Origin of the sequence: Streptomyces sp. NPDC058284, assembly GCF_042881135.1 — a bacterium.
GTDB lineage: Bacteria > Actinomycetota > Actinomycetes > Streptomycetales > Streptomycetaceae > Streptomyces.
This window is the reverse complement of sequence record NZ_JBHVYE010000033.1, coordinates 27,520-45,524: the sequence shown is the minus strand read 5'-3', so window position 1 is coordinate 45,524 and position 18,005 is coordinate 27,520. Positions and strand designations below refer to the sequence as shown.

Genomic DNA, 18,005 nt, shown 5'->3' with positions numbered 1-18,005 from the left:
CGACGCCCGGCTGACGGGGTGGTGGCCGGTGAGTGAACTACAGGGGCGTGACGTACGCGCCGGTGAGGCCGCCGTCGACGAGGAAGTCCGTGGCGTTCACGAACGAGGAGTCGTCGCTGGCCAGGAACGCCACCGCGGCGGCCATCTCGTCGGCCTCGGCGAAGCGGCCCACGGGGATGTGCACGAGGCGGCGCGCGGCCCGCTCGGGGTCCTTGGCGAACAGCTCCTGGAGGAGCGGGGTGTTGACCGGGCCCGGGCAGAGCGCGTTGACGCGGATGCCCTCGCGGGCGAACTGCACGCCGAGCTCGCGGGACATGGCGAGGACGCCGCCCTTGGACGCGGTGTACGAGATCTGCGACGTCGCCGCGCCCATCCTCGCCACGAACGAGGCGGTGTTGATGATGGAGCCCTTGCCCTGCCGCCGCATGTAGGGGATGGCGGCCTTGCAGCACAGGTACACGGAGGTGAGGTTGACCTCCTGGACGCGCTTCCAGGCTTCGAGGCCGGTGTCCAGGATGGAGTCGTCGTCGGGCGGGGAGATGCCGGCGTTGTTGAAGGCGATGTCGACCGAGCCGTAGGTGTCGTACGCGGTCCTGAAGAGCGCCTCGACCTGCTCGGCGTCGGTGACGTCGACCTTGACGAAGGTCCCGCCGACGTCGTCGGCCGCGGCCTTGCCCGCCTGCTCGTCGATGTCGCCGCAGACGACGTGCGCGCCCTCGGAGGCGAGGCGGCGCGCGGTGGCGAGGCCGATGCCGCTGCCCGCGCCGGTGATGACGGCGGTGCGGCCGACGAGGCGGCGGCAGATGTTCTCGGTCGTGTCCGGCATGGGTCAGGCCTCCGTGCTGATGAAGACGTTCTTGGTTTCCGTGAATGCGGCGAGCGCGTCCGGGCCGAGCTCACGGCCGAGCCCGGACTGCTTGTAACCCCCGAACGGGGTCCAATAGCGCACGCTGGAATGCGAGTTGACGGACAGGTTGCCCGCCCGGACGGCTCCGGAGACGCGCAGCGCCCGGCCGACGTCGCGGGTCCAGATGGAGCCGGACAGGCCGTAGTCGGTGGCGTTGGCGAGCCGGATCGCGTCGGCCTCGTCGTCGAAGGGGATGACGACGGCGACCGGCCCGAAGACCTCCTCGACGGCGACGGGCGCGTCCGGGTCGACATCGGTGAGCAGGGTCGGCGGGAACCAGAAGCCGGGGCCCTCGGGAACGGATCCGCGGATCGCGGGGCCGGACGGCACGTAGGCGCGGACGCGCTCCAGCTGCGCCCGGGAGATCAGCGGGCCCATCCCGGTCTTCTCGTCGGACGGGTCGCCGACGACGACCGACTCGATCGCGGGCGTCACGTACTCCAGGAAGCGGTCGTGGACCGAGCGCTGCACGAGGACGCGGGTGCGGGCGCAGCAGTCCTGGCCGGAGTTGTCGAGGTACGACATGGGGGTGGCCAGGGCCGCGGCCTCCACGTCGGCGTCGGCGAACACGATGTTGGGGCTCTTGCCGCCGAGTTCGAGGGTGAGGCGCTTGGTGCGCGCGGCGCAGCGCTCCATGACCTCGCGGCCGGTCCGGGTGGAGCCGGTGAAGACGATCTTGTGGACGTCCGGGTGGTCGACGAGGGCGCGGCCCGCGGTGTGGCCGTGCCCGGGCAGGACTTGGAAGAGGCCCTCGGGCAGGCCCGCCTCCAGGGCGAGTTCGGCGAGGCGGAGCGCGGTGAGCGGCGTCGTCTCGGCCGGTTTGAGCAGCACGGCGTTGCCTGCGGCGAGTGCGGGCGCGAAGCCCCAGGCGGCGATGGGCATCGGGAAGTTCCAGGGGGCGATGACGCCCACCACGCCGAGCGGCTCGTGGAAGGTGACGTTCCAGCCGCCGGGCACCGGGATCTGCGCGCCGTTGAGGCGTTCGGCGCCCCCGGCCGCGTACAGGAGCAGATCGCGTACGTTGCCCGCCTCCCAGCGGGCGTTGCCCACCAGGTGGCCGGCCTCGCGGACTTCGAGCAGGGCCAGCTCGTCGAGGTGGGAGTCGACGGTGTCGGCGAAGCGGCGGAGCAGGCCGGCCCGGTCGGCGGGGGCCGTGGTGCCCCAGGCCTGCTGGGCGGCGACGGCTCGCCCGGCCGCCCGGTCCACATCGGCCGCGGTGGCCGCGGGGACGGTCGCGATGACCTCCTCCGTGGCGGGGTTCACTACCTCGAGCACGTGGTTCCTCACATCCGTTCGAAGGAGCGGCGCAGCTCCCAGTCGGTCACCGCGGAGTCGAAGGCGTCCAGCTCGACCCGCGCCATGTTGCGGTAGTGCGCGACCACCTCGTCGCCGAAGGCGGCCTTGGCGATCGGGCTGTTCTCCCAGAGTTCCGCGGCCTCGCGCAGGGTGGTGGGGACGTGGGCGTAGTCGCCGCTGTAGGCGTTTCCGGTGCACTCCGCGGGCAGTTCGAGCTTCTGCTCGATGCCGTGCAGGCCCGCGGCGACCAGTCCAGCGACCGCGAGGTGCGGGTTGACGTCGCCACCGGGGAGGCGGTTCTCGAAGCGGAGCGAGCGGCCGTGGCCGACGACGCGGAGAGCGCAGGTGCGGTTGTCGTAGCCCCAGGCGGCGGCGGTCGGCGCGAAGGATCCTGGCCGGAACCGTTTGTAGGAGTTGATGTGGGGCGCGTAGAGGAGGGAGAAGTCGCGCAGCGCCGCGAGCTGGCCGGCGAGGAAGTGCCGCATGAGGGGTGACATGCCGCCCGGGTCGTCCGGGGAGCCCGCCATGACGTTGGTGCCGTCGGCGTCCTGGAGCGAGAGGTGGATGTGGCAGGAGTTGCCCTCGCGCTCGTTGAACTTGGCCATGAAGGTGAGCGAGACGCCCTCCTGGGCCGCGATCTCCTTGGCGCCGGTCTTGTAGATGGCGTGCTGGTCGCAGGTGACGAGGGCCTCGTCGTAGCGGAACACGATCTCGTGCTGGCCCGGGTTGCACTCGCCCTTGGCGGACTCGACGACGAGTCCGGCGGCGGCCATGTCGTTGCGGATGCGGCGCAGCAGCGGCTCTATGCGGCCGGTGCCGAGGACCGAGTAGTCGATGTTGTACTGGTTGGCCGGCGTGAGGTCCTTGTACCCGGCGTCCCAGGCCTGTTCGTAGGTGTCCTTGAAGACGATGAACTCCAGCTCCGTGCCGACGTGCGCGGTGAGGCCGAGTTCGGCCAGGCGCTCCAGCTGGCGGCGCAGGATCTGGCGGGGAGCCGCGACGACGGGTGAGGAGTCGTTCCAGGCGAGGTCCGCGATCAGCATCGCGGTGCCCTCGTTCCAGGGGACCCGGCGCAGCGTGGAGAGGTCGGCGCGCATGGCGAAGTCGCCGTAGCCGCGGTCCCAGGAGGACATCGCGTATCCGTCGACGGTGTTCATCTCCGGGTCGACGGCGAGGAGGTAGTTGCAGCCCTCCGTGCCGTGTTCGAGGACCTCGTCGAGGAAGAAGCGGGCGGCGAACCGCTTGCCCTGGAGCCGCCCTTGCATGTCGGGGAAGGCCAGGACGACAGTGTCGATCTCACCGCTCGCGACGAGGGCCTTCAGCTCCTCGACGGAGAGCGGGGGTGTGCGGTCTGCCACGGGAAAAGCCTCCTTGGGTCAGCCGGGAGCCATAAGGTATTGCGGAGAACCTTTGCTTGGGAAGGGGGTACGGGCATGTCGCACACGGAAGAGGGCACCGAGGGGGGTGCCCCGCCCGGGCCGGACGACGACCGGCTGACACCGGTCCTGCGTACGGTGCGGGCGGGCAACGGCTTCGAGGAGGCCCTCGAGCAGATCCTCCAGGTGGTCCGCCTCGGCCTGGTGCCGGGCGGCGAACGCCTGCCGTCGGAGCGGGAGCTCGCCGACCGCCTGGGCATCAGCCGGGTCACGCTGCGGGAGGTCCTGAAGGTGCTGCAGGACCAGGGCCTCGTCGAGTCGCGGCGCGGGCGGTACGGCGGCACGTTCGTGCGGCCGCGCCCCGAGGCGCCCGGCGAGGACGAGCTGCGGCGCCGCATCAAGGACGTCGACGTGGAGGACGCGCTGCGCTTCCGCGAGGTGCTCGAGGTGGGCGCGGCCGGTCTCTGCGCGGCGCACGGCCTGACCGGCGAGCAGGCGCAACGCCTGCGCACGGCGCTCGACCGGACCCATGACGCGCCCCTTTCGGAGTACCGCAGGCTGGACACGCTGCTGCACCTGACCCTCGCCGAGCTGTGCGGGTCGCCGACGCTCACCGCGCAGTACGCGGCCGTCCGCGCGACCGTCAACGACCTCCTGGACTGCATCCCGCTCCTGGTGAGGAACCTGGAGCACTCACAGCGCCAGCACACCGCGCTGGTCGAGGCGGTGCTCGACGGGGACGCGGACGGCGCGAGGGAGATGATGCGCGAGCACTGCGCGGGCACGGCGGCGCTGCTGCGCGGCTTCCTGACGTGAGACGCAATTGACCGCGGCGTAACGCACGGGGCTTGATTTCTCCCGCCCGGCACGGCAAAGGTATGGATCCGTTCCATTGAGTGTCCTGCAGCAGCCGAGCAGATCCATGTGCCGCCACATAGGAGCCGTGCCATGACCGTGGAGTCCACCAAGCCCATCCCCGCCCAACCGGCGGACGACTACCTGGAGCGCAGAACGCTCCGCAGGGGCAGCGCGGGCTGGCTGCTGCTCACCGGGCTCGGCGTCGCCTATGTCGTGTCCGGCGACTTCTCCGGCTGGAACTTCGGCCTCGCGGAGGGCGGCTTCGGCGGCCTCGCGATCGCCATGGCGCTCATGGGCGTGATGTACGCGTGCATGGTCTTCTCGCTGGCCGAGCTCTCGTCCGTACTGCCCACGGCGGGCGGCGGCTACGGCTTCGCGCGCCGGGCGCTCGGGCCCTGGGGCGGCTTCCTGACCGGTACGGCGATCCTCATCGAGTACATCCTCGCGCCGGCCGCCATCTCCATCTTCATCGGCGACTACGTCGAGTCGCTCGGCCTCTTCGGCCTCACCTCGGGCTGGCCGGTCTACCTGGCCTGCTTCGTCGTCTTCATCGGCATCCACCTCTGGGGCGTCGGCGAGGCGCTGCGCTTCAGCTTCGTCGTGACGGGCATCGCGGTGGCGGCGCTGCTGATCTTCGCGGTCGGCGCGTTCATGGACTTCGACGCGTCGAGGCTGGACGACATCCCGGTGGACACCGGTGCCTTCGGCGCCAACTCCTGGCTGCCGATGGGCCTGCTGGGCATCTGGGCGGCGTTCCCCTTCGGCATGTGGTTCTTCCTCGGGGTCGAGGGCGTGCCACTGGCCGCCGAGGAGACGAAGGAACCGGCCCGCACGCTGCCGCGCGCGATCCGCTGGTCGATGGCCGTCCTCGTCGCCCTCGCACTCCTCACCTTCTTCGCGTCGACCGGCGCCCGCGGCGCGCACGCGCTGCAGGACGCGGGCAACCCGCTGGTCGAGGCGCTGCAGCCGGACGGCGACGCGACCGCCCTGAGCCGCGTCATCAACTACGCGGGCCTCGCGGGCCTGGTGGCCTCCTTCTTCTCCCTCATCTACGCCGGATCACGCCAGCTCTTCGCGCTCTCCCGGGCCGGCTACCTCCCCCGCTTCCTCTCCCTCACCAGCAGCCGCAAGGCCCCCTACCTGGGCCTGCTCGTCCCGGGCGCGATCGGCTTCGGCCTGGCGGCGGCGACCGGTGACGGCGCCCGCATGCTGAACGTCGCGGTGTTCGGCGCGACCATCTCGTACGCCCTGATGTCGCTCTCGCACATCGTGCTGCGCCGCCGCGAGCCCGGCCTGGAACGGCCCTACCGCACGCCCGGTGGCGTCCTGACCTCGTCCGTGGCGCTGGTCCTCGCCTGCGCGGCGCTCGTCGCGACGTTCCTGGTCGATGTGACGGCCGCGCTCATCGCGCTCGCCGTGTACGTGGTCGCCATCGCGTACTTCGGGATGTACAGCCGCAAGCACCTGGTGGCGCGCGCGCCGGAGGAGGAGTTCGCGGCGCTGGCGGCGGCCGAGGCAGAGTTGGCACGCGACTGATCGCCGGGTGGCAAAGAGCCTCGGGAGGACAGCGGTGAGTTCGGGAGGAGAACGGTGAGGGAGAACGCGGTGGCAGTGAACGACAGGCCGCTGATCGGCGTCAGCACCTACCTGGAGTCCACGGTGGCCTGGGGCGTGTGGCGACTGCCCGCGGCGCTCCTGCCGGCCGGCTACCCCCGGCTCGTACAGGCGGCGGGCGGTCTCGCCACGATGCTGCCGCCGGACGATCCGGGGTTCGCGCGCTCGGTCGTCGCCCGGCTCGACGGCGTGGTCGTCGCGGGCGGCCCGGACGTCGAGCCCGCACGGTACGGCGCCGAGCCCGAGGAGCGCACCGGGCCGCCCGCGCGGGAGCGGGACGCCTGGGAACTCGCCCTGATCGAGGCGGCGCTGGAGTCCGGGACACCGCTGCTCGGCATCTGCCGCGGCATGCAGCTGCTCAACGTGGCGCTCGGCGGGACGCTGGTCCAGCACATGGAGGGGCACAGGGAGCGGGTGGGCGTGTTCGGTACGCATACGGTGAAGCCGGTCCCCGGCACGCTCTACGAGTCGGTCGTGCCGGACGCGTCCACCGACGTGCCGACCTACCACCACCAGGCGGTGGAGCGCCTCGGCGAGAACCTGGTGGCGTCGGCGTACGCGGAGGACGGCACCGTCGAGGCCGTCGAACTGCCCGGCCACCCCTGGGCGCTCGGCGTGCAGTGGCATCCGGAGATGGGCGAGGACACCCGGGTCATGGCAGCGCTGGTCCGCGCCGCGTCGCGAGCCGCCTCCTGAGCCACTCCACGGCCGCCGCGCCCTGGGCGCCCTGGAAGGCGCGCAGGGTCGGCAGGCCGGGCGGCGCCGGCTGGAGGGACTGCCCCACGAAGTACCCGGCGAGTCCCGCCAGCGCCGCGGTCACGCCCCGCGGATCCGCCGCCCGGCCCACCCGCTGCTCGGTGAACACGTCCTCCGGGTCGGGGCCGCCCTGCGCCCGCACGCACGGCAGCATGAGCAGCAGGTCGAACCAGGGCGCGGCGCGCAGGGCGTGCGGCCAGTCGACGAGGACGACCCGGCCCTCGTCCGCCGTCAGCAGCATGTTGTCGGCGCGCAGGTCACCGTGGGCGAGGATGTCGCCCACCGCGAAGTCTCCCCCGGGCGCGGCGAGTTCGGCGAGGTCGGGCAGGTTGCGGCGGACCCACGGGTCGAGTCTGACGTCGTCCCCGGCGCCCTGCTCGACGAGGCGCTCCCACCCCCGGAAGTTGCCCGACACCGCTTCGACGACCGAAGGAACGTCCATCGACGCGGGCACCGGAACCCGCGCGAGGGCGTCCACCGCCTCCAGTACGCGCCCGAACTCCCCGGCACGCCACGGCACTTCGGGCTGACGGCCGTCGACGTCCTCGAAGGCGAGGGCGACCCAGGTCCCGTCGTCGCAGGAGGCGAGGAGCCGGGGCGCGGGCACGGAGTCCGGCAGGGCCGCGGCGTTGCGGGCCTCGGCGCGGTGCATGCGGGGGCTGCCGGGGTTGGCCTCGGCACTGACGGCCTTGACGAACGCCCGCCGCCCGTCGGCGAGCCGCACCCGCGCCGCGACGCCCGGCGAGAAGCCGCCGTGCTGCGTCACCGCGTCGACGACGGCCGCGCCGAGGGCGTCCTCCAGCTCCGCGCGTACGTGCGCGGGGAGTTGCTGCCAGAGGGTGCGGACGCCGGTTGCCGGGGGCGCGGTCACGTTCATCCACTCATGGTGGGCGGCGGTCCGGGGAGACGCCAGGCATTTTCGCCCGGCCACCGCTTGATCCCTTCACGTCCGTCGCGTCAGCGCAAGCAGGTCCCGGCCCGGCCCGGCCGGCCGGTGCCCCGTCGGCCAGACGGCCCGCAGCTCCCTGCGCAGCCGTACGTCCGCGAGGGGGATCTCCACCAGGCGGCGCGCCGCCAGCTCCTCGCCCACCGCGAGTTCGCTCAGGACCGAGGGGCCCGCGCCGCTGACCGCCGAGGCCTTGACCGCCGTCGTGGACGACAGCTCGATGAGAGGGCGGGCGACACCGCCGAGCGCCGCTTCGAGGACCTGCCGGGTGCCCGAGCCCTCCTCGCGCAGGATCAGCGGCGTCGCCGCCAACTCGGCAGCGGCCAAAGGCTTTCCGCGCCGCGCCCACGGGTGGCTGGGGGCCGCCACGACGACGAGCCGGTCGCGCGCGACGACCACCTCGTCGAGCCCGCCCGGCACAGTGAGACCCTCGACGAAGCCGAGGTCCGCCTCGCCCGCGAGGAGCCGGGCCGCGACGGCCGCGGAGTTGCCCGCGAGCAGCGACACCGCCGTGTCGGGGCGCTGGGTCCGCAGGGCGATCAGCCAGCCCGGCAGCAGATACTCGGCGATGGTCATGCTGGCCGCGACCCGCAGCCGCGAGTCGCGCCGGCCGCGCAGCGCCTGCGCCCCCGCGTCGAACGCCTCCGCCGCCTCCACGATCCGGCCCGCCCAGTCGGTGACCAGGGCGCCCGCGTCCGTGAGGCGGGAGCCGCGGGGCGACCGGTCGACGAGCGCGACACCGAGCTGCCGCTCCATGGCGCGCACCCGGCTGCTCGCCGCGGGCTGGGAGATGCCGAGCTCCCGCGCGGCCCGCCCGAGACTGCCGAGCCGGGCCACGGCGAGGAGCAGCTGGAGCGCGCCGAGGTCCGGCACCCGGTGGGCGAGCGACGCGCCGGGGGCGCCCGGGGCGGCGGAGGGCTCGTGGGGCGAGGGGCGCGCGGGAGGCTCGGGGGATGAAGGGGACACAGGGGACACAGGGGACGTACTCATAAAGTCAGCTTATGCCCCCATAGAAGTGTGCTCCCTGGTGGCGGGCCCCCTCCCCGTACGACCGTGTACCTATGGTCACCACCGCTCGGCCCGCCGCCTCCGCGGGCACCTCCCCGGCTGCTCCCGGCCTCCGCCTTCCCGCGGTCCGTCACCTCGGACCGAACTGGTACGCCGCCGTCATGGGCACCGCCATCGTCGCCAACGCGGGCGCGACCCTGCCGTACCGGTTCGCCGGATCGCAAGCGGCCTGCGCCGCCGTCTGGGCGCTCTCCCTCGTCCTGCTCGTCGTCCTGCTCGCCGCCCGCGCCGCGCACTGGATCCACCACCGCGACCAGGCCCGCGCCCACCTGCTCGACCCGGCCATGGCGCCGTTCTACGGCTGTCTGTCGATGGCGCTGCTCGCGGTCGGCGGCGGCGCCCTGATCGTCGGCAAGGACTGGATCGGCACGGGGCCCGCCGTCGCGCTCGACACCGTGCTGTACACGCTCGGCGCCGCCATCGGGCTCGCCGCCGCCGTCGCCATCCCCTGCCTGATGGTCGTCCGCCACCGCATCACCGCCGACCAGGCCTCGCCCGTGTGGCTGCTGCCCGTGGTGGCCCCCATGGTGGCGGCAGCGGTCGGCCCGCTGCTCATCCCCCACCTGCCCGCGGGCCAGGCGCAGCAGACGATGCTCTACGGCTGCTTCGCGATGTTCGGCATGAGCCTGCTCACCACCCTGGTGATGCTGCCGATGATCTTCGCCCGCCTGGTGACCGCGGGCCCGCTGCCCCTGGCGCTCACCCCCACGCTCTTCCTGGTCCTCGGACCGCTCGGCCAGTCGACGACGGCCACCAACAAGTTCGCCGACTTCGCGCCCGGCGTCGTCCCCGCCCCGCTCGACCGGGGCTTCCTCGCCTTCGCGGTGCTCTTCGGCGTCCCCGTGACGGGCTTCGCCCTGATGTGGCTGGCGCTCGCCGGCGCCATGGTGGTACGCGCCCGGCGCCGCGGCATGGGCTTCGCGATGACCTGGTGGGCGTTCACCTTCCCCGTCGGCACCTGCGTCACGGGCGCGGAGGGCCTGGGCAAGCACACCGGGCTCGCGGTCTTCGACTGGCTCGCGACGGGCCTGTTCGCCTTCCTCCTGACCGCCTGGGCCGTGGCCCTTGCGTACACGCTGCGCGGCGCGGTCAGCGGGCGGCTGCTTGCGGCGCCCGCACAAAACCCGCTGAGCCCCGCGCCGGCCCGGCCTACCATGCAGCCGTGACGATCACATACGAGTGGCGCGGGGAGTTCGCCGACGCGGCGGTCGAGGCGCTGCACGCGGAGGCGTTCGAGCACGCCCCTGCGCCCACCGGCTGGCGCGCCCAGGTGCACCGGCACAGCCTCGGCTGGGTCGTGGCCCGCGAGGAGGGCAGGCTGGTCGGGTTCGTCAACGTCGCCTGGGACGGCGGGGCCCACGCCTTCGTCCTGGACACGATGGTCGCAGAGGACGTGCGCGGAAGCGGCGTCGGCGCCGAGCTCGTGGCCTGCGCGGTCCGCGGCGCCCGCGCGGCGCGGTGCGAGTGGCTCCACGTCGACTTCGAGGCGCAGCTGCGCCCCTTCTACTTCGACGCCTGCGGCTTCCGGCCGACGGGCGCCGGACTGATCGCCCTGCGCTGAGAGCCTGGGCTACGCCCCGGGACGCGCCGCCCGCAACGCCGCGCCGAGCACCGCGGGCGCCTGCGCCAACGACGGCCCGTACCAGGTCAGGTGGCGGCCGCTGACCAGCGCGACCGGGGTGCCCGCCGGGAACGCCTCGGGGCCGTCGTCGGCCGTGAAGCGGTACGGCTCGTCGGGCAGCACCACCAGGTCGTGGCCGGCCGCGCGCAGTGCGTCGAGCGGCACCCGCGGGTACCGCTCGCGATGGCCCGCGTAGGCGTTGTCCACGCCCAGGCGGGCGAGGAGGTCGCCCGCGAACGTGTCGTGGCCGAGCACCATCCACGGCCTGCGCCAGATCGGGACCGCCGCCCGCAGCCGGACACCGGGCCGGGGCAGCTCCCGCCACGCCGCCTCGGCCCGCGCCAGCCAGTCGGGGCGCTCCGCACCGCAGGCCGCGAGGACCCGCGTCAGTTCGCGGAAGGCCTGCGGCAGCGTCCGCACCTCGGTCACCAGGACCTCGATGCCGGCCGCGCGCAGCGCCGCCACGTCGGGCGCGCGGTTCTCCTCCTCGTTGGCCACGACCAGGTCGGGGGCGAGGGCGACGATGCGGGACACGGCCGGGTTCTTCGTACCGCCCACCCGGGTCACGTCGAGGTCCGCCGGATGGCTGCACCAGTCGGTCGCGCCGACCAGCGCGCCCGGCACGGTGGCGGCGACCGCCTCGGTCAGCGAGGGCACCAGCGAGACGACCCGCAGCGGGCCGCGTGCGCGCGCCACCTCAGCGCCCCCTGTCGTCCACCGCTTCGATGTGGTCCCCCACCGCGACCACCAGGACCCGGGTGTCCGGCACCGTGGCCCGCCAGCGGTGGCGCACACCGCCCGTGAGGAACAGGGTGTCGCCGCGCCCGAGGCGGTAGGCCCGGCCCTCGGCCTCCATCTCCACGGCACCCTCGACGACGTACATCAACTCGTCGTTGCGGTGCTGGAACTCGCGTCCCTCGTCGTGGTCCCCGATGAACTCCAGGGCGTGCAGCTGGTGGTGGCCGCGCGCCAGCTCGCGTACGCGCGCCTCTGGAGTCGAGCCGTCCAGGTCCGTGTCGTCGTCGGCGCGCACCACCTCGACGGTGCGTGCCGGGTCGGCGGCGGCGAGGAGTTCCACATCGGTGGTGCACAGGGCGTCGGCGACCCGCTGCAGGGAGCGCGTGCTGGGCCGGGCGCGTTCGTTCTCGATCTGGCTGAGGAACGGCACGGAGAGACCACTGCGCCGGGCGACGACGGCGAGGGTGAGCTCCAGCTGCCTGCGGCGCCGCCGCACGGCCGAGCCCACCCTGAGGGTCTCCTTGCGCTCGTCCATCGCCTCGACTCCCTTCAGCGCATCGGCCCGCTCTCGCCCCGAGGGGGCCCGAGGGGTTCTCTGCACCCTACGCATGTTCGCCAAACGGTTTTGCCCCGTTGCCCAGACTTGCGTCCGTCTCCCGCCCTCACCCTTCCAAGGAAGCACGCCGCGCGCCTCTTTTCCCGGGGGCGGGCCCCTCGGCCGGAAGCCGGGACGGCCCACCGGAACGCCCCGAGGGGTGGACTTCGCCTGTGGCGAGGCCCACCCCTCGGGGGGACGGTGCGGAGGTCCGGCCTACTTCGCGGCCGTCATCTTCTCCTCGAAGCCCGGGTTCTTCTTCAACCAGGCGTCGACGGCCTTGGGCTCGTTGTTCTTGCCCGCCTTGTTGATCTCGTTCTCCAGACTGGCCAGCTGCTGCTCGCTCATGTGGAAGTTCTTGAGCCACTTCGTGAGCTGCGGGTACTGCTCGGGGAAGTCCTTGCTGGAGATCGTGCGGATCGTGTCACCCTTGCCGAAGCCGCCCTTGGGGTCCTTCAGCTTGGTGAGCTCGTACTCGTTGTACGCCCAGTGCGGCGACCAGAGCAGCACCGCGACCGGCTCCTTCTTGGCGTACGCGGCCTTCAGCTCGGAGAGCATCGCCGGGGTCGAGCCCGCGGCGATCTCGTACTCCTTGTCGAGGCCGTACTGGGGCAGCACCTTCTCCTTGAGCGCCGTCATGACGCCCGTGCCCGGCTCGATCCCGATGATCTTGCCGTTGAACCGGTCGCCCTTGCCCTTGAGGTCGGCGAGCGACTTCACGCCCTTCACGTAGGACGGGACGGCGACCTCCAGGGAGGTCGGGCTGTACCAGGACCCGATGTCCTTCAGGTTCGCCTTGTTCTTGTCCCAGTACGTCTTCTGGGCCGTGGGCAGCCACGCGTCCAGGTCGAGGTCGATGTCGCCCTGGGCCAGACCGGTGTAGACCGGGCCCACGTCGGCCGGCGTCAGCTCCATCTTGTAGCCGCGCTTCTCCAGGACGCGCTTCCACAGGTTGGTGACGGCGACGTTCTCGTCCCAGGCGAAGTACGCGGCTTTCAGCGGGCGCTTGTTCTCGTCACTGCCCGAGTTCTCCGGCAGCGGCGCCAGCTTGTCGACGACGCCGGGGTTCTTCTTCAGCCAGGCGCGCACGGCGTCCTGCTGCTTGCCCTTGCCCGCCTTGTTGACCTCCGCCTCAAGGCTGGTGAGCTGCTTCTCGTCCATCGAGAAGTTCTTGAGCCACTTGCCGACCTCGGGGTTCTCCTTCGAGAAGCCCTTGCGCGCCAGCGTGTGCACGCCGTCGCCCTTGCCCCAGGCGCCCTTCGGGTCCTTGAGCTTCTTCAGGTCGAAGTCGTTGTACGCCCAGTGCGGCGACCAGAGCGGAACGACGATCGGCTCCTTCTTGGCGTACGCGGCCTTCAGCTCGGAGAGCATCGCCGTGGTGGAGCCGTCGACGACCTTGTACTCCTTGTCGAGGCCGTACTCCCCCAGCACCTTGCTCTTGAGCAGCTGCATCTCACCGGCGCTCGGCTCGATGCCGACGATCCTGCCGCCGAACTCGCCGCCCTTGCCCTTGAGGTCCGCGAGCGAGTCGACGTCCTTCATGTACGAGGGGACGGTCAGCTCCAGCGACGTCCGGTCGTACCAGGCGCCGAGGTCCTCCAGCTTGTCGCCGTACTTCTTCCAGTACGTGGCGTGCGTCGTCGGCAGCCAGGCGTCGGTCTGGAAGTCGACGTCGCCCTGGGCGACCGAGGTGTACAGCGGGCCCGCGTCGAGCAGGCTGGCGTTCACCTTGAAGCCGCGCTGCTCCAGGATCTCCTTCCAGAGGAAGGTGGATGCGATGCCCTCGTCCCAGTTGATGTAGCCGATGTTGATCTGCTTGCCCTTGCCGACGTTCTCGCTGTCGGCCACCGGCTCGGACTTGGTGCCGCCGAAGATGCCCATGCCGCCCGCGACGAGCGCGAGGACGACGACGCCGACCATAGCGACGACCGGGCGGGGGCGGTAGTTCCACAGGTTCAGGCCCTGCGCGGCCCGCAGCTTGGCGAGCGCGCGGCGGCCGAGCGGCGAGACCTGGCTGCCCAGGCCGCTGGTGACGCGGTCCAGGTAGATGGCGAGGATGACGATGGAGACGCCCGCCTCCGCGCCCAGACCCACGTCGAGCTGGCCGATGGCTGCGTTGACGTCGGCGCCGAGACCCGGCGTACCGACCATGCCGGTCAGCGCCGCCATGGAGAGGCCGAGCATGATGACCTGGTTGACACCGGCCATGATCGTCGGCAGCGCGAGGGGCAGCTGGACGCGGAAGAGGGTGTTGCGGGGCGTGGTGCCGAACGCGTCGGCGGCCTCGACCAGCTCCTTGTCGACCTGGCGGATGCCGAGTTCGGTCATGCGCACGCCGGGGGCGAGCGCGAAGACGATCGTGGCGACGATGCCCGCGGGGGCGCCCATCCGGAAGAACAGCAGCGCCGGGATGAGGTAGATCATCGCGGGCAGCGTCTGCATGAAGTCGAGGACGGGCCTGACCACGCCGCTGACCGTCTTGGAGCGCGCCGCCCAGATGCCCACGGGCACGGCGATCACCAGCGCCACGAAGGTCGAGACGAGGACCAGGGACAGCGTCATCATCGCGTTGTCCCACAGCTCCAGGGACACGATGAACGCGAAGCCCACGAAGGCGAGCACACCGCCGAGCAGGCCGCGCAGCCAGAACGCGATGACGGCGAGGATGCCCGCCATCAGCAGCGGCTCGGGCCCGGAGAGGACGTCGTAGACGCCGTCCCACATGTTCTGGAAGAGCGTCTTGACGAACGAGAACAGCCAGTCCATATGGGTTCTGGACCATTCGACCGCGTCATTGACCCAGTCGCCGAAGGGAATCCTAGGCACCGCTGCTCACCTTGCCCGCGTTCTTGCCGTCCTTGCCCTGCCCGGGTATGGAGGCGGGGACCGTGTCCTGCGGCTGCGCCGCCGCGTCCGTCTCCATCGGCTCGCCGAGCACGGCGAGCAGACTGGCCCGCCGCACGACGCCGACGAGCGCGCCGTCGCCGTCGGTCACGGCGACCGGCACCTCGCTCGTGGAGCAGGGGGTGAACAGCTCGATGATGGGGGTGTCCTCGGTGACCGTCGCGGGGGCGTCGGCCCGCACGAAGTCCTTGTCGGGGTCGGCCATGATCGCGCCCGCCGTGAGCACCCGGGAACGGTCGACGTCCTGCGTGAACGAGGCGACGTAGTCGTTGGCCGGGGTGACCAGGATGTCCTGCGAGGAGCCGATCTGGACGATGCGGCCGTCGCGCATGACGGCGATCTGGTCGCCCAGGCGCATGGCCTCGTTCAGGTCGTGGGTGATGAAGACGATGGTCTTCTTCAGCCGCTTCTGGAGCACCAGGAGCTGGTCCTGCATGTCGCGCCGGATCAGCGGGTCGAGCGCGCTGAACGACTCGTCCATGAGGAGCAGGTCGGCGTCGGTGGCCAGCGCGCGGGCCAGGCCCACCCGCTGCTGCATGCCGCCGGACAGCTCGTCGGGCCAGGACTTCTCCCAGCCCTTCAGGCCCGCCAGCTCCAGCGCCTCGGTGGCGCGCCTCTCGCGCTCGGCGCGCGGCACGCCCTGCACCTCCAGGCCGTACCCGGCGTTCTCGAGGACGCTGCGGTGCGGGAAGAGCGCGAAGTGCTGGAAGACCATGCTGATCTTCCTGGAGCGCACCGCCCGCATCTCCTTGGCGCTCAGCTCGGTCAGGTCCTGACCGTCGAAGCGCACGTGACCGGCCGTCGGCTCCGACAGTCCGTTGAGCATGCGCAGCAACGTGGACTTGCCGGATCCGGAGAGACCCATGACGACGAAGATCTGGCCCGGCTCGACCTCGAAGGACGCGTCGATCACGGCAGCGGTGGTGCCGTCGGCGCGCAGCTCCTCTCGGTCGGCTCCGTGGCGGAGTTTCTCCACCGCGTCATCGGGTCGTCTGCCGAACACTTTGTACAAGTGCTCGGCCTGCAGCCTGGACACATACACCTCTCGGGTTGAACCAAGACGGCCCGCCTCCCCCGCCGGCGGGCCGTGGAGCGGTACGGGGTCTGCCCGTTTACCGACTCGAAATGTTGAAATCCCGACCGGGTGCGCTCCGGGTGCGCCCCTGCCCTCACTTATCCGGACCAAACCAAGAAGTGACCCAGCTCACACCCGTTGCGCGTCCCGACACGGGGCCTCGCCATACGCAACGTCCCCGCCGCCCCGCCCGCGCCCCGCCCGCACCACCGGCACCACTGTGCGCAGCGCGTTCGCGCTGTCAGTGCCGTGCGGCATGATGCGCGATGTGACTCAGCGAACACGACGGCTCATGCTTCTCGACACGGCCTCCCTCTACTTCAGGGCCTACTTCGGAGTCCCGGAGTCCATGAAGGCCCCGGACGGCACCCCGGTCAACGCCGTGCGCGGACTGCTCGACTTCATCACCCGCCTCGTCCTCGACCACCGCCCGGACGACCTGGTCGCCTGCATGGACGCGGACTGGCGCCCCCAGTGGCGCGTCGAGCTCATCCCCTCCTACAAGGCGCACCGCGTCGCCGAGGAGACCCCGAAGGGCCCGGACGCCGAGGAGATCCCGGACACGCTGTCCCCGCAGGTGCCGATCATCGAGGCCGTCCTCGACGCGCTCGGCATCGCCCGCGTCGGCGTCGAGGCGTACGAGGCCGACGACGTGATCGGCACCTTCGCGGCCCGCGCCACCGGCCCGGTCGACATCGTCACCGGCGACCGCGACCTCTACCAGCTGGTGGACGACGCGCGCGGCATCCGCGTCCTCTACCCCCTCAAGGGCGTCGGCTCCCTCCAGATGACGGACGAGGCGTGGTTGCGCGAGAAGTACGGCGTGGACGGGCCGGGCTATGTGGACCTGGCCCTGCTGCGCGGGGACCCGAGCGACGGCCTGCCCGGCGTGCCCGGCATCGGCGAGAAGACGGCCGCCAAGCTCCTGGACGCCTTCGGCGACCTCGCCGGGATCATGGCCGCCGTCGACGACCCGAAGTCGAAGCTCACCCCGTCCCAGCGCAGGAGGCTCGACGAGTCCCGCGCGTACGTGGCGGTCGCACCGAAGGTCGTACGGGTGGCGGGCGACGTACCCCTGCCCGACGTCGACGTCGCACTGCCGCGCGCACCGCGCGATCCCGCCGCTCTCGACGAGCTGGCGTCCCGGTGGGGCCTCGGCGGCTCGCTGCAGCGACTGGTCTCCATCCTCCACGCGTGAGGTGTTAGCTTAGGTAAACCTAAGTAGTTTGTGGATCAGGGGAGGCCGTCGCCATGGCAGAACGTCCGGCACGCAAAGCACCGAAGGCCCATGTCGCACGCGTCGTGCGCACGGAACGGCTGACCCCGCACATGCAGCGCGTGGTCCTCGGCGGGGAAGGCCTCGCCGAGTTCACCGCGGGTACGTGCACCGATCACTACGTGAAGCTGCTCTTCGACGCCGAGGGCGTCACCTACCCGGAGCCCTTCGACATCCAGCGGATCCGCGAGGAGTTCCCGCGCGAGCAGTGGCCCGTGACGCGGACGTACACCGTGCGCTGGTGGGACGCCGAGACCCGCGAGCTGGCCCTCGACTTCGTGATCCACGGCGACGAGGGGCTGGCCGGCCCGTGGGCGCGGACCGTCGAAGCGGGCGCCAGGGTGCGCTTCCAGGGCCCCGGCGGCGGATACGCCCCCGACCCGGACGCCGACTGGCACCTCCTCGCCGGCGACGAGAGCGCCCTGCCGGCCATCGCCGCCGCGGCCGAGGCGCTCCCCGCGGGGGCCGTCGCGCACATCTTCGTCGAGGTCGAGGGCCCCGAGGAGGAGCAGAAGATCGCCACGGACGCGAAGGTCGTCTGGCTGCACCGCGGCGACCGCCCGGTCGGCGAACTCCTGGTCGAGACCGTGCGCGCCCTGGAGTTCCCCGCGGGCGGCCCGCACGTCTTCGTCCACGGCGAGGCGGGCTTCGTGAAGGAGCTGCGCCGCTACCTGCGCGTCGAGCGCGAGATCCCCCGCGAGCGCCTCTCCATCTCCGGCTACTGGCGCCTGGGCCACAACGAGGACGGCTGGCAGGCCTCCAAGCGGGAGTGGAACGCGCAGGTGGAGGCGGAGCAGGAGAAGGCGGCGTAACGCACCACCACGGACAGCCGACACAGAAGCGGGAGGCGACAGCCCTTGAGGGGCGACCGCCTCCCGCTTGTGTACGCACCCCTGCGGACCCGCAGGCAATCCGACGCGGTCGCCCCCGCCGCTCCCGCCGCGCCCACGCACGCACCCCCGCCCCGAACTCCGG

The 18,005-nt window shown here is 72.0% G+C and carries 16 protein-coding genes; 7 read left to right on the top strand and 9 right to left on the bottom strand.

Annotated elements, in window-relative coordinates:
• Window positions 1-37 precede the first annotated feature (37 nt).
• Genes ACFVYR_RS32780 through ACFVYR_RS32770 form a run of 3 tightly spaced genes read right to left on the bottom strand, consistent with a single transcriptional unit; the run spans window position 38 to window position 3,561 of the window.
• Window positions 38-826, bottom strand: a complete 789-nt coding sequence (locus ACFVYR_RS32780; RefSeq protein ID WP_384258166.1) for a 3-oxoacyl-ACP reductase — start codon at window positions 824-826, stop codon at window positions 38-40.
• Between the two features lie 3 nt (window positions 827-829).
• Window positions 830-2,182: an aldehyde dehydrogenase family protein gene (locus tag ACFVYR_RS32775; protein WP_384258168.1), complete on the bottom strand. Its 1,353-nt coding sequence runs from the start codon at window positions 2,180-2,182 to the stop codon at window positions 830-832.
• A gap of 8 nt (window positions 2,183-2,190) precedes the next feature.
• Window positions 2,191-3,561, bottom strand: a complete 1,371-nt coding sequence (locus tag ACFVYR_RS32770; protein WP_384258170.1) for a glutamine synthetase family protein — start codon at window positions 3,559-3,561, stop codon at window positions 2,191-2,193.
• A gap of 75 nt (window positions 3,562-3,636) precedes the next feature.
• Between ACFVYR_RS32770 and ACFVYR_RS32765 the strand changes: the two genes are divergently transcribed.
• The 3 genes from ACFVYR_RS32765 (at window position 3,637) to ACFVYR_RS32755 (ending at window position 6,747) form a co-directional block, all read left to right on the top strand.
• Complete coding sequence (locus ACFVYR_RS32765) at window positions 3,637-4,395, top strand: FadR/GntR family transcriptional regulator (RefSeq protein ID WP_384258173.1); 759 nt, start codon at window positions 3,637-3,639, stop codon at window positions 4,393-4,395.
• Window positions 4,396-4,527: 132 nt separating this feature from the next.
• Window positions 4,528-5,973 (top strand): ethanolamine permease, encoded by a 1,446-nt coding sequence (gene eat, locus ACFVYR_RS32760; RefSeq protein ID WP_384258176.1) that lies wholly within the window; start codon window positions 4,528-4,530, stop codon window positions 5,971-5,973.
• A gap of 75 nt (window positions 5,974-6,048) precedes the next feature.
• Complete coding sequence (locus ACFVYR_RS32755) at window positions 6,049-6,747, top strand: gamma-glutamyl-gamma-aminobutyrate hydrolase family protein (RefSeq protein ID WP_384258264.1); 699 nt, start codon at window positions 6,049-6,051, stop codon at window positions 6,745-6,747.
• Here the strand turns inward: ACFVYR_RS32755 and ACFVYR_RS32750 are convergent.
• Together ACFVYR_RS32750 and ACFVYR_RS32745 are read right to left on the bottom strand one after the other, a co-directional pair.
• Entirely contained in the window at window positions 6,704-7,684 is a 981-nt protein-coding gene (locus ACFVYR_RS32750) for a phosphotransferase family protein (RefSeq protein WP_384258178.1), read from the bottom strand. The genes ACFVYR_RS32755 and ACFVYR_RS32750 overlap by 44 nt on opposite strands.
• A 66-nt stretch (window positions 7,685-7,750) precedes the next feature.
• Window positions 7,751-8,626, bottom strand: a complete 876-nt coding sequence (locus ACFVYR_RS32745; RefSeq protein WP_384258266.1) for a LysR family transcriptional regulator — start codon at window positions 8,624-8,626, stop codon at window positions 7,751-7,753.
• A gap of 188 nt (window positions 8,627-8,814) precedes the next feature.
• On the opposite strand from ACFVYR_RS32745, the gene ACFVYR_RS32740 reads away from it, so the two are divergent.
• Both ACFVYR_RS32740 and ACFVYR_RS32735 read left to right on the top strand, forming a co-directional pair.
• The gene (locus ACFVYR_RS32740; RefSeq protein ID WP_384258180.1) at window positions 8,815-9,987 is read left to right on the top strand and encodes a TDT family transporter; all 1,173 of its coding nucleotides are present in this window, start codon (window positions 8,815-8,817) and stop codon (window positions 9,985-9,987) included.
• Window positions 9,984-10,382 carry a GNAT family N-acetyltransferase gene (locus ACFVYR_RS32735; protein ID WP_384258182.1) on the top strand — a complete coding sequence of 133 codons (399 nt, stop codon included), beginning with the start codon at window positions 9,984-9,986 and terminating at the stop codon, window positions 10,380-10,382. Before ACFVYR_RS32740 ends, ACFVYR_RS32735 begins: the two co-directional genes overlap by 4 nt.
• A 9-nt stretch (window positions 10,383-10,391) precedes the next feature.
• Here ACFVYR_RS32735 and ACFVYR_RS32730 read toward each other — a convergent pair whose 3' ends face one another.
• The 4 genes from ACFVYR_RS32730 to ACFVYR_RS32715 all read right to left on the bottom strand — a co-directional run bounded on the left by ACFVYR_RS32730 (window position 10,392) and on the right by ACFVYR_RS32715 (window position 15,715).
• Window positions 10,392-11,117, bottom strand: a complete 726-nt coding sequence (locus ACFVYR_RS32730; protein WP_384258268.1) for a helical backbone metal receptor — start codon at window positions 11,115-11,117, stop codon at window positions 10,392-10,394.
• A 22-nt stretch (window positions 11,118-11,139) separates the two neighbouring features.
• On the bottom strand, window positions 11,140-11,715 hold the full coding sequence (locus ACFVYR_RS32725; RefSeq protein WP_384258184.1) for a helix-turn-helix domain-containing protein: 576 nt from the start codon (window positions 11,713-11,715) through the stop codon (window positions 11,140-11,142).
• A gap of 276 nt (window positions 11,716-11,991) precedes the next feature.
• A complete protein-coding gene (locus ACFVYR_RS32720; protein ID WP_384258187.1) occupies window positions 11,992-14,601 on the bottom strand; it encodes an ABC transporter permease/substrate binding protein in 2,610 nt (869 codons plus the stop codon).
• A complete protein-coding gene (locus ACFVYR_RS32715) occupies window positions 14,594-15,715 on the bottom strand; it encodes a glycine betaine/L-proline ABC transporter ATP-binding protein (protein WP_384258189.1) in 1,122 nt (373 codons plus the stop codon). Before ACFVYR_RS32715 ends, ACFVYR_RS32720 begins: the two co-directional genes overlap by 8 nt.
• Before the next feature lie 331 nt (window positions 15,716-16,046).
• Between ACFVYR_RS32715 and ACFVYR_RS32710 the strand changes: the two genes are divergently transcribed.
• The gene (locus ACFVYR_RS32710) at window positions 16,047-16,952 is read left to right on the top strand and encodes a 5'-3' exonuclease H3TH domain-containing protein (protein WP_384258270.1); all 906 of its coding nucleotides are present in this window, start codon (window positions 16,047-16,049) and stop codon (window positions 16,950-16,952) included.
• Between the two features lie 53 nt (window positions 16,953-17,005).
• The gene (locus ACFVYR_RS32705) at window positions 17,006-17,842 is read left to right on the top strand and encodes a siderophore-interacting protein (RefSeq protein ID WP_384258191.1); all 837 of its coding nucleotides are present in this window, start codon (window positions 17,006-17,008) and stop codon (window positions 17,840-17,842) included.
• Window positions 17,843-18,005 lie beyond the last annotated feature (163 nt).

Coding starts and splice junctions, on each gene's coding strand:
- ACFVYR_RS32780 (WP_384258166.1), bottom strand. CDS start 826: ATGCCGGACACGACCGAGAACATCTGCCGCCGCCTCGTCGGCCGCACC.
- ACFVYR_RS32765 (WP_384258173.1), top strand. CDS start 3,637: ATGTCGCACACGGAAGAGGGCACCGAGGGGGGTGCCCCGCCCGGGCCG.
- eat (WP_384258176.1), top strand. CDS start 4,528: ATGACCGTGGAGTCCACCAAGCCCATCCCCGCCCAACCGGCGGACGAC.
- ACFVYR_RS32750 (WP_384258178.1), bottom strand. CDS start 7,684: ATGAACGTGACCGCGCCCCCGGCAACCGGCGTCCGCACCCTCTGGCAG.
- ACFVYR_RS32740 (WP_384258180.1), top strand. CDS start 8,815: ATGGTCACCACCGCTCGGCCCGCCGCCTCCGCGGGCACCTCCCCGGCT.
- ACFVYR_RS32725 (WP_384258184.1), bottom strand. CDS start 11,715: ATGGACGAGCGCAAGGAGACCCTCAGGGTGGGCTCGGCCGTGCGGCGG.
- ACFVYR_RS32710 (WP_384258270.1), top strand. CDS start 16,047: ATGCTTCTCGACACGGCCTCCCTCTACTTCAGGGCCTACTTCGGAGTC.
- ACFVYR_RS32705 (WP_384258191.1), top strand. CDS start 17,006: ATGGCAGAACGTCCGGCACGCAAAGCACCGAAGGCCCATGTCGCACGC.